The organism is Ochrobactrum sp. CGA5 (assembly GCF_006345815.1).
In the GTDB taxonomy this organism is placed as follows: domain Bacteria; phylum Pseudomonadota; class Alphaproteobacteria; order Rhizobiales; family Rhizobiaceae; genus Brucella.
In genome coordinates, this window is sequence record NZ_VCIG01000014.1 from 69,525 (window position 1) to 81,302 (window position 11,778).

Consider the following 11,778-nt stretch of genomic DNA (forward strand, 5'->3'; position numbering starts at 1 on the left):
GTGTATCTCTCTTTGTTGATGACTTCAGGATAAGAAGAATACTCGCAAGAAACAAATAGTTGCGACTTGCGGCCGATAGACATACCATTAATGCATAACCGTTTATTTGCTTAAAGGAGTATATATGGAAAGCGAAAACAAGAATCCCAAAGGACTAAAAATTGAATACCGCTCTCAAATCGATGAGTTGCTGATTGAGAGTTACGATATCGATTATTTAAGGGCCTCGGGGTCGAAAATAGAACACGTGGATGGCCAGTATTATGTGACTTTGACGGTAGATGTGACACATCCGCAATTGCCAGAACTTGTCTCAAGCGATGATTTCATCGTGGCGTCGTTTGAGGAGGATGCGTTCGAAGATCACCTGACGGCGATTAAAGCTATTGCTATTGATGCGTGGAGTAAGCTGAGAGAGGAAGCTAAGACACAGGCGGAAACCGATTTCGCGAGTCTTGAAGCCGAATTTCAGGGGCAGGGTATCGAATTTGAACGTGATGCTGAAGGCGATATCGTTGTCGATTTCTCCGATACGAGTATCGGATTCGAGAAGGGCAGTGCCTCGCTTCCGTCATCTAAAGAGACGGCCTTCGACGTCGAGGAGGCTCGCAAGATAGCTCGACAGAAAATTGAGGAGAGAACAAGGTTGGCATCTATTGTAGGACGAACACCGGATGACCGACCGTTCGACGTGATTTCTGATGGCACTTACAATGATATCAGTCGCAATCTCGTCGCCACCGATGTGGGTGCCTCGCTTGCTGGAGTTAATATTCTGAATGAGCCGAGAACGTTTCAATTCGATAAGCACGGTCTGTTTTTGGTGGCTTTTGACGGCCGAATTGTTCGCGATGTTATCGCGGCCGAGAGTCCAAAGCACCTCTCTGAAGTCAAAGCGTATTACAGCGATTACGGCATCTGCATCTTCAAGGACGACAGGGACGGGTATTGGGTTGGCGTTCACACCAACGATCTGCCTGGTGATCGCGACGGCTGGAAGAGGGCTTCCAATGCGCAATGGGTAGTTTCCATTCGTGATGCTGATAAGACGGCTGAGGAGCTGAAGCGACGACTCACTCGTCCAACGACTAGGCAGGCTGTCACACAGCCAACATCAAATGTGGCAGTTGCATCGTGACCGTGGTTGCCTTGGAAGCCAACAAACACGCGGTCACGATAGACAATATCAAGGCGCAATTTCGCTTCATGAAAGACGGCATGCTTGACCATCGCGGCATGTTTCTTGAGAAAATCGGAGATCAATACATCGACGACAGCGCTCAGGAACTTCTGCGGGCAGACGGTGTCTGGATATTGGGTGATCGCGCAGCAATCAAGATTGGTATTGATGTCGACGGTCGACCGCATATTGCATTCCATGATCACGACAGTCTGACCACGCGCGCGTTCAAAGAAACCTTCTTCAATGATCACAAGGTCAAGATCTGTGCTGAGGCCGCTGTCCGCCATATACAGATCGAAACCAAGCGTTTTCCTCAGGTTGTCCGCCAGCTCGACGGGAAAAATTTCATCATCTCAAAGCTGGAGGTGGGTGGTTATCGCATTGCAAGCATGGACAGCGATCTAGATCACGTCACGGTTTCAAATTGTCATCCGAAGACGGTTTCCGACGCAATAAACGGCATCACAAAGCGGTTTGCGCAGGCTTTTCAACATTACTTCGAGACAACCGATTATGCGGTACTAGATGCCGCTGCTTTTAAAAAAGTGACCTCGGAATTGGCACCAGGCGGTCTTCTGAATTTGAATTCAACGAAATCGGTCGAGGTGTATTCGATATCGCGTCATGCCATCAGGGTGTCGATCAATAAGCAGATGGCAAGATTAGTGGCATCAATCGGCGATAGAGCGGTTGATATCGTTCTGAAGGACAGCGACGAGCACCTGCGCGCATTAAAGAGCGACCTCGCTGAGAAAGGCCTGTTTCTGCGTGTGGAAAGCGGTACATATAGCCTGCATCGGTTTTCGGATCAGAAGGCCGTTGCCAATGGGCTCAGATCACCGACCGAAATCACGAAATCGATTGTTGCATATGAGCGAGTGCAATCGGATGTAGCGGCCTACAGTGCTGCATAGAAGTCTGTCGGCGGATATCTCAGGTGCCACTACAAGTTTTATTGGCCAACCAAAAGGTTGACCGACATCGATTTTACTAAGTGAATTTATTACAATTGGAAATATTCGACTTCAAGGCTTTTCACTGAGTAAGTCTCTCCTCATAATTATTCATAATCGCAACAAATAGAGTTGCTTTATCGTTTCAGGAGATACTTATGATTACCATATTCGATACCAGTAAAAGCAATCCTTCGCTTCACAAGATGCATTTCCTGGTTTCCATGCTGGATAATAGAATTGTTCAGACGCTTAAAAATAATGACACCGAAGGATATGCAAAGTTCGTCACGCATAGAGGTGAAGAGCGGGTAGAAATGATCTTGCTCGACAAAGGCAATGGAGCTTTTGGCATCCGCAGATACGCTGACCCCGCAAATTCGCAAGGTTTCAAAACACCGGAGGTCAAGAATGCCCTGCTTAATCTGATCGATACCAAACGTGCTGATTTGAAAACTGCGCTTGACCCGGACGATGACAAAAACAGCGCAAAAGACGCCACTCAATCCTCCTCTCAATATGATCCATTGGGTGTCGCACATTTCACTGCCGAGCTACTGAAAGATCAGGAATTTCAAGGGGAGGCGACCTTCGCACACTATGATGAAACGAGAGATACCTATCTCGTTGGTGTCATGGGCAAATTCGACCAAATGCCTGAAAGTATTCGCTCCGAGTTGTTGGAATCTAATACGCTGATTCAATCAGATCACGGTGTCGACACTCTATACTATGACGCTGACAAAATCGGCGGTATGGACAATATTTCTCGCATTCACGACTATCAGCTTAGCCCTGAAGCCAACGGTTATCTCAATGATATCAGCCGTGTGAATGCAACAATGGTGGCCGACAGCATCGAGAGTGAGAAAAACTCTTACGACCAGCACATGTCGATTGAAAACACGCCTGATGAGTATCTGAGGCCGGATCATGACGATCACGAATATTCCATGGTCGAGCCGTCCCCTTTGGAGCGGCTTGAGGAACTCCGTTACGAGATTGAGGCAGACGAGATTGCAGAAGCTGAGTATCACGATATGACTGTCGAAAACTATCGTACTGCCTATCGTGATGGAGTCTCTTTTTTTGACGAAGAGCTATTGAATAATGGCATCTCACCGGAAGAATATTGGCGCGAGAATTCCAACGATACCAGTAACTTCGTTGCTACAGAAGTTCCTGACACAGAAAACGCAGTAAACATCACCATGACGACGCCAACACATGTTTTGGCTGACGCTTCACCCGAGGCTTTGGATGAGCTGCACGACACACGGATTCTGATAGATAACCAGGATGGAACAACCACGCTTCAGGTCGAGGTATCTGACAAGGGGAAGATTATCGAGCCATACGATGTGGAATCCACCTTTCAGAATAGGCTCGGCAATGAGGCGCTTTCTGTCGTCGATCAGATCCATGCTGAATACAAGAGTGGCATCCAGGGGTCGGTAACAGAGTTCCATAACCAGCAGGCAGCGCAATCGGATGCTGTCAGCCAGACACGCGTTGAAAATCATCTCCAGTTTCTAAAACAGGACACCATGAATTCAAAGGGCTGGATCAAACTAGATGTGCCCGAGGAGGTCGCCAGCCAATATGATGAGCGGTACCTGCGTGACAATGGCGTCAATGTATCTGATGGCAAGATGGCAATGCTCGTTTCTCTGGATGACAACGGGCGTCCAAGTTTGAATTCACGTGCTATCGAAAAAGGTTCGTTCGCCGAAGCATTCGAGCAGGACATGTATGCTGTAAACGAGAAAACCATCATGTCTCAGGCGGCTGCCATCCACGAGCAGAAAGAGGCCTCCAAATTGGAGCGTATGCAAAATTCGCTTGGACGAGAGGGCTACGACCTAAGCAGAAATGATAGCGGGAAATACGTTCTGACGGCCAAAGAAGAACATTATCAGCGCCCGGACGGTGTGAAGAGCTTTATGGCAACACCGGGAAATCTGAAGCTTGAAAACCGTGAATTCCAGAACATGACCTCGGTTATCGCTGCAGCGAAAAATGTGCAGACGCAGCGTGCGGAGGATCAGAAATCCGTTCACGATCAGCTCGGCGTCAAGAGTTTTGTCGTGATCGACCAGAAGAAGTTGGAAAACGCTACTGAGGTACTGAAGAAGAATCCGAACCGAGTGGTTGAGACGACGTCTATCACGGGTGACAATGTGAAACTGGCTTACAACAAATCGCAGTTTGAGCTTGTGGCAAAAAGCGGTGGCCAGTCAGTTACGCCAGTTGGAGACAACAGCAGGCAATATCTCGCAGAGGTAAAGTCTGCGCTATCTGAGAAGGGCATTTATTGCCGTCAAGACAAGCACGGCTCTTACGAAGTCGGCCACATGAGCGAAGATAAGCCTCGATATTCGGAAAAATCCGTCGCCCTTGCAGCTAAATCTGCATATCACATGACCCATCAAGTCGATGCTGAAAGAGAAAAACTGACGGCGACAGCAAGACTGACTTCCACACAGGCTATAACTTCGACGTCTTACTGAATTAATATTGATAGCGGATTGAACAGGGCGAGATTACTCGCCCTTTTTCTCGTCGGCTATTGTGACTTTCATGATTTCAATCTTACCATATGCATAACCGCAAAATACTGGATTGTTTAAAGGAGTAATCATGAAGACAATTGATAAATTGTCTGGTGCCACAACAAGGGCGTCAGGCTTTATAAAGGATCAGATAAAAGATAAGTTTCAGAAACCAAGTGTTGATGAAAATGAGGTCGTCGATCATCTTGAAGAACAAAAGAAGCTACGAGAAGAACTGCTTGCGAGGACTGAAAAGGAAGCTGTCGAGGCACTCGTAAACAAAATCATTCCAAGTGGATACGAGTTCTTCAAAGGGTATGAACGGCTGATTGATATGCTCGTGTCTCGCGGACACATGCAGTTCCAGAAGCTGACAAATTGGGCTCGTTTTGAAAATGGCAAGCAGCCTGCACGCCTTATGGCGACGGCTTTGTTGGTCGCAGCTGGTCTCCCGGCCTTATATTTTGCCTCCCCAGTTATTTCATCGGCCGCCCTGTCGTTTCCACGCGTTATCTTCACCGCACCCTCCACGTTGGTATCGAGCCTTGTTGGTAGCGACGATGAAATTGCGGATGTAGATGACGAAAATTTCTTCGAAGATGAGGCTATAACAGGGACAGATTCAGCGTCCCGCACAAAACCATTCGACCTCCAGGCGTGGGTCATCAGCCATATCGTCGACTTCGATACGGGTGCAACGCTTCCGGATGGGCAGATCGGCCATATACGTTGGAGATTTGCCCAAGATACGCCTTTAAAATCCGGTTTCGCTGCTAATGCGGAGGGCTTCGACACCTTCGCTGAAAAGGCGTTGTCTCTTCAGGGAATTGTCGCCGACAATTCTGAAAAAGTAGCGGAACTCAACGAGCGCTTGTCCAAAATCCAGTCTGCTGAGAAAAGCGGTCCAAATTCCACTGAAGTCTGGAATGCCTGGCTCGACGCTAAAAGTCTGACGCTGGATCTCGAAGATGTCGGCCTTCCAATTGTGTCAGTAGCTGATTTCTGGAAATCCGATGCCAATCTTGAAGCGATGGCGAAGACGGGTGTTGTTGCAAAGTCGAACACCGATGGAAACATCATCGGAGCCGCATATGTCGACGGGACGCCAAGTATCAATATCATCGGCTCAGATGGCTGTCAGAATGTCTTCGGCCGAGCGCTTTCTGAAGACTGTAAGACAATCAAAAAGGACGCATCCGAGCCGCCTTTGATCCTGCAACAGATGTATGGGGTAATCGATAGTGACGGCGCTCAGGAAAACAATTCGGTAGCCCAGATGACGGTGCCAGACCGTTGGTATCTGAATATGCCTACACTTGATCCAGGCAAAGCGACATTGACGCCTGAAGAATTCAACGCGATGACGAAATTCGTGGCGAGAAATGTGTCGGCCTCGACGGGTTACTGGGAGAAATATCGAGGTGCTCTGGATACCGAGACCTGGACGCTCGCATCCGAATTGCAGTCTTTGCCCGTCTTTGCACCTCTAAAGGGTCTCTGGAATAGCCCTGAAGTCATTGATGCTATGTCGAAGACAGGTGTTGTTGCAAAGCTTTCAGATAAGAGATTTCTGATAGCGGCATCAGTTGATGGAAAGCCCGCTGCTCGCGTTTTGAATGCCTCAGACAATAACTGTGTGACGGTATTTGGAGAGGCCCAGGATGGCTGCAATTATGGCGACGTGTCTCAAGTTGTTGCAGGCCTTAAGCATACCTTTGCGACTACCGATGAGAAGCCAGTTTTCAGCGATCTTACTTTCTATTCCAAGGTCCCGTTCCATGGCCCGTCAGCTTTCAAAAATGCCAATGAGTATGTCAACTTCTTCAATACGGTTCTTTCCGACTTTCAGCGTTACGGCGGCCAGACACGTGATGAGGTCTCGAAGTGGAAGAACGGCGCATTCGTTACTCGTCCAGATACATTCCTGAATAATCTGAAAGCCATTGAAGCTCTTTCGCAGAAGGGTGTCTACATCGCACCCGAGTATTCGAAAAACCAGTTTCTGCTAGCGGCCTATGTCGATGGCAAATTGCAGTTGGATGTCGTTAGCCTTGGAAATCGTCTCAGCTGCCAAACCATTGTCGGCCAGCAATATGTCAGCGAGTGCAGGCAGGGCGATTTTGGCGCTCAATCCGAATTGATCAAGTCACTGTTTTAAAAGGAGAAATATTACAATGACAGTTATAAATCACGATATCAATGAACCCTTACACAAGAAACCGTCTCGTTTCAGGAAGACGCTCGACTATTTCCTTGGCCTCCATCAAGTGAAGATGTCCGAACAGAATAATAAGCGTCTCGAAAAGTTCTACACGCATGTCGATCAGGTCGCGGCTCGAACCCTTGTTAATCAGTCCGATGACGGTAAGAAAACGATTCGTGCGCCAGAGGATTACTTATTGAACGGCGAACTTGAAAAGTATGCGCAAGCGCGTTTTGGCGATACCGCCCCCTATTTGTGGCTCAATCTGCCGATAGACGCGTTTTCAGTCCCTGTAGTGAACGGTCGTCTCCCAGACGTTAACCGCAGTGCGCCTGGTGAACTGGGCTTCAAGGATTTTCACCTCGAAGACGAAGAAGCATTGTTCGAAGCTGCTGATCGAGCTGGGCGTCTGGCTTGGAAGAAGATGTTTGCGACAACGTCCTCCATTGCCATCATCGTGTCGGTCGCAGTGATCTCCAAAAATTTCAGCTGGCCGTCATATACAGAAATTCAATATGGGATGTATTTGGACCCGATTACGAGAGCTATCGGGGAAGCGTTTAACTTTACGGCTTTTCTAGTCAAGCTAGCAATGGAAGGCGGTCATGCGGCCATTTCAGGCCTCATTACAGCAGTTGGAGGCATCGGTGTTGCGGTTTTGGCATCGAATTTGGCTCAAAAGATCGCGTTCACGAATGCGATTAACGAGATGCTTCCGCGCCTTAAACGCGACTTGACGGAAAAATACTCGCAGCCGACAAGACAGGGGCGTTACCTCTATAAGAATGACACCGTCAACTATCTCAACCAGGTCGAGAACTACACTCGCATGGCTTACCAGCTGGTAGGTCGTCTTAAAAATCAGCCTGTTGTCTACATTGGCAAGGGAACTGGACGCCTGGAGGAACGTGGAAAACCATTTGCTCCACGTGCTGGTGTCATCGTTGGACCAGATTTTGAAGGACTCCGACAGCATATGCTGGTGATGGGCTTCACAGGCTCCCGAAAGACAACATTAGGCATAACACCGATATCCATTGAATTCCTTAAGTCTGCTCAGAAAACTGGACAGAAGGCGGGTATTATCGTTTTTGACGGCAAAGGCATTTTGGCGACAGCCATTCGCGCGGCGATGCCGAAAGACCTTCGAGGTACCTACATCACATATTCGACCCAGGATGGAGGGGTAGGACTCGATCTTTTAAAGCATCTAACACCGCCACAAATTGGTCAGGTCTTCATCGGTCAAGCTTTCAAGAGATCTGGTGGGAAAGACGTCGGTGGCAAGTGGATTAACGGCGCGGGATCCAACGTTCAGCAAGCTGCTGAAATCCTCAGATATGCCGCTGCCCATCCTCAATTTCTTAAGGAAATATGGGGTGCACGTGAGTACACCTACTACTCACTGCTTGGAATTCTGGCTTTAGCAACCGAAGACGTGTTGCGAGATACAGTTGTCCGCCGCATTCTAGAAGTTGCACAGCAAGACCCAACCGTCTTCCCATCTGATGTGATTGAGTCTGCTCGCGGGCTTGAGAAACTTGGCTCGCTCGCACCTGAAACGAAGACGTCATATACATCCAATATTCAGGATGTCATTGGTATCATCGCTGGTACGGGTAATCTTGCAAGACGCTTCGCATCCGGTGAAATTAAAGGGGAAACCTTTCAGTCAATTGATTGCATCTTCAACGGCGGCATGGTCGGCGTCGCTATATCTCCTGCAGATGAGCAAGAAGGTGGCCTCCTTATTGCCAATCTCATCAAAACCATTGTTTACACCATGGCTCAACAGCGTGACTCTGCTTCGTCCCGCGCTCGCGAGGAACTTCTTCGCATCGATGACTACGTAAATGGAATGTTTGGCGAACTTCAGGAAACATACAAGAAACTGACGCAGGTCAAGAATTTACTGCGGAAACCAGAAACTCGCGATCAAGCCAATACACTTATGAATTCGATGTATCCAGCAAGTGAAATCACAGGTGACTGGGATACCCTTAAGCTGAATGTGTTTGAATACATTGTTGAGGAGAAGATAACCGCTGTTAAGATCGATAGTGCGAGATATACCAAAGATATCCGTCGTCACGGCCTTGAATTGCAGAAAGCCAAATTGGAAGAGCAAAAGCTTCGTGATCAGTATTTATCTGAAGGGAAAGACCCGACTTCCATAGAAAAAGCTACTACACCACATATCGATGCATTGATCAAAACACGTGATCAGACGCAGGAAAGCTCGCTATTATGTGTGATTGATGAATTCCATGCTTATGCAACAAGTGAAGGTGGTATAACTGCTGATACTTTCTTCTTATCTATTGCGCGCTCAACTGGTACAACTGTTTTCGCAGCTGTTCAGACTATTGATGCCCTGACTCATGCAATTGGTGAAACGGCAACAAATACTCTGCTATCGAACTTCGTCAATAAGCTTTTCTTCAAGACCAACAACGAGGCTAGCAAGAAGTACGCACAAGAACAGAGCGGTATGGGTATTTATGACCGCATGTGGGTACCAAATGCGTGGTCGACGTTCCCGGCGCTTATAAACGAACTAGGCATTTCGAAACCAAAGTTAATGTTTAATCGTTTCAAGCGCGGATTGTTTGGTTCGCTAAATCTCAAAGGCGGAATTGTTTCGAATAACAGTATTGCGACACCTTTCAATGACTTTGATCTCGGATATCGCGATCAGGTTGACGCTGCTCAACATGAGGACAACGAGGCAGGGGCTCTGAATGAGACTCATAATCGTAATGTTTCGCGAATGGACTACATCGAGAAGGCTGATAAGGAATTCACCGAGAAGCCTTATATGACCGCTGATGAGATTGGCAATCTGGGACAGAACCATGCCTTCGCGATCTGGTTGCGTGGCGGTCGAGTTATGATGGAAGAACTCGATATGACGATGCATTCTTCATAAACCGAACCTTCGTCGGCGCAGTATATACTTGTCTATTGCGCCGACAACATCAAGAATTCATAATTGCAATAAGCCGCAGATATTAAAAAGGAGATATTTAATGGCATTAAAACTTAGACCATCCCAAACTGTTGCAGAAGCCGAAGTCGAATTAGCCACACAGGAAGCCCTTGCGGCTGATATTCGTCGTGCCGAAACCGCTCACTCCGCTGTCGTGGAAAGTGATCAGCAGTTGTCTGATGACAGTATCATTGAAGACGATCTGTCGCTGGAAGAGCTTGAGCAGGTACAGGCAAATCTTGAAGCTGAGATGAAAGAAACGGCAGCGCAAAATGCGGCACTTGACGCCAAGCGTGAGCAGATACAGCGCACCAACGATTTGAGAACTGAAGGCATCCGTATTTCCAATATGGAACGCCAGATGGCTCAGGAGGCGCAGGCAAGTCTTGCAAAAGCTGAAGACGAACTGCGCCAGCGACGTCTGGATCATAATCTTAATCCGACCCCATTCAAGGATTTGGAATCCAACAGGCAGCTTATTGAATCCATTCGTCAAAAAGAGAACAGGCCACTCTCAAGCGAACAGCGGAAACAGCTCCAGGCAAATATGAAAACGGCTTTTGCAGAGGTCGATAATCGCATCGTTGACTATAGGAATGCCAATTTCGCATCTGTGATCAAGCCTGGTGCCACCAAGGTTTTCAACAAGGATGTCGGTAAGACCATCGATAGGGCCGACAAGGTTTCGGCTTTCATCATAATCCGTCAGATGCAGGCACGTCAGAGCCATATCCAGAATCTGCATAATGAACGTTTAAATGAACTGAAATCGAAAGCCGATGAAGCACGCAAATTCGACCGTGAAGATCAGGCTTCATATTATGAGAAGCGCATTGCTTACGAGGAACTCTGCTACGAACGCGATACGGCTCATGATGTTTTAGCCAAATACGAGCATATAGACGGCAGGTCTGATTCAGATCGTTGCAAAGAGCAGCTTGAGGACATCAAACAGCTCGAAGCACAGGCCGATGCCATGCAGCGTGATCTGGAATCGATGAAAGAATACGAGGTCGCTCTCGAACAGCCGCGCGTTGTCGAAGTTGCCGATCATGATCTCGAAGCTGCTGATGCGGAAGCTGACAAGGCTTTCTCGGACATCGAATACGCAATCAGCAAAGATGAAGCCGACCAACACGATCAGGCATACGAAGCTGTCATGACAGCCGATGCCGACCGTGATGAGGACGATCCATATCTGGCCGAGGCTCGTGCCGAACAAGCTTGGGAGGAGCGCACCAGACAATTACAAGACGACGAGCACCCGATTGATGACGATGACTACCTGGAAGCCGAATTCCGCGCTGAGCAGGCTCTTGAAGAACACATCCGCAAGCTTGAATCCGATGCTGAAGAGGAGGATCATGATGAGGTCGATCCTGACAACCTGAAGGACACGGATGACCGCTTTCAGGAAGAGTTGGACTCTAACGTCGAGACTGAGGAAGCGCATGATCTGACTTACGATGTGCATGGTCGCATGGTTGAGGAGCCTGTCGCGGTGGAAGTCGATGCCGAGATGGAAAATGTCGGCGTGGATGTTGCTAAATTGGAATCCGACGTCGCCATTGATGATGAAATTCAGGCCGAAGATATTCAGACCGAAGACGAAATCGATGCCATGGAAATGGACGTCGAAGAGCCTGAAATTGAAGCTGACCTTGAAGAACCAGAAATCGATGATGAACAGCCTGAGATCGACGTTGACGAACCCGAGATCGAGCTGGAAGCCGATGTCGCTGAAATTGAAGATGAATAGCCCCTAGATTTGTAGACGCCTTCTCCCCTAAATCTGAGGCAGGAGGCCTACATGGGCAAAGGCAATTTCACGGAAGAGTTCAAGCGCGACGCGGTGCGTCAGATCACCGAGCGTGGCTATCCGGTAGCGGAGGTCTCGC

At 48.2% G+C, this 11,778-nt stretch carries 7 protein-coding genes; all 7 read left to right on the forward strand.

The features are described from left to right. Positions 1-124: 124 nt before the first annotated feature. Positions 125-1,138, forward strand: a complete 1,014-nt coding sequence (locus FJQ48_RS11415) for a hypothetical protein (protein WP_139975237.1) — start codon at positions 125-127, stop codon at positions 1,136-1,138. After that, complete coding sequence (locus FJQ48_RS11420) at positions 1,135-2,097, forward strand: hypothetical protein (protein WP_139975238.1); 963 nt, start codon at positions 1,135-1,137, stop codon at positions 2,095-2,097. The genes FJQ48_RS11415 and FJQ48_RS11420 overlap by 4 nt, the downstream gene beginning before the upstream one ends. A 197-nt stretch (positions 2,098-2,294) precedes the next feature. Next, the gene (locus FJQ48_RS11425; RefSeq protein WP_139975239.1) at positions 2,295-4,646 is read left to right on the forward strand and encodes a hypothetical protein; all 2,352 of its coding nucleotides are present in this window, start codon (positions 2,295-2,297) and stop codon (positions 4,644-4,646) included. A 130-nt stretch (positions 4,647-4,776) separates the two neighbouring features. Continuing rightward, on the forward strand, positions 4,777-6,846 hold the full coding sequence (locus FJQ48_RS11430) for a hypothetical protein (RefSeq protein ID WP_139975240.1): 2,070 nt from the start codon (positions 4,777-4,779) through the stop codon (positions 6,844-6,846). Positions 6,847-6,862: 16 nt separating this feature from the next. Then, a complete protein-coding gene (locus tag FJQ48_RS11435) occupies positions 6,863-9,820 on the forward strand; it encodes a type IV secretion system DNA-binding domain-containing protein (protein WP_139975241.1) in 2,958 nt (985 codons plus the stop codon). A 100-nt stretch (positions 9,821-9,920) separates the two neighbouring features. Continuing rightward, positions 9,921-11,639, forward strand: coding sequence for a hypothetical protein (locus FJQ48_RS11440; protein ID WP_139975242.1), 1,719 nt, complete (start codon positions 9,921-9,923; stop codon positions 11,637-11,639). 51 nt (positions 11,640-11,690) lie between these two features. Next, positions 11,691-11,778 (forward strand): transposase (locus FJQ48_RS11445; protein WP_139974912.1); only part of this gene is annotated, 88 nt, incomplete at its 3' end.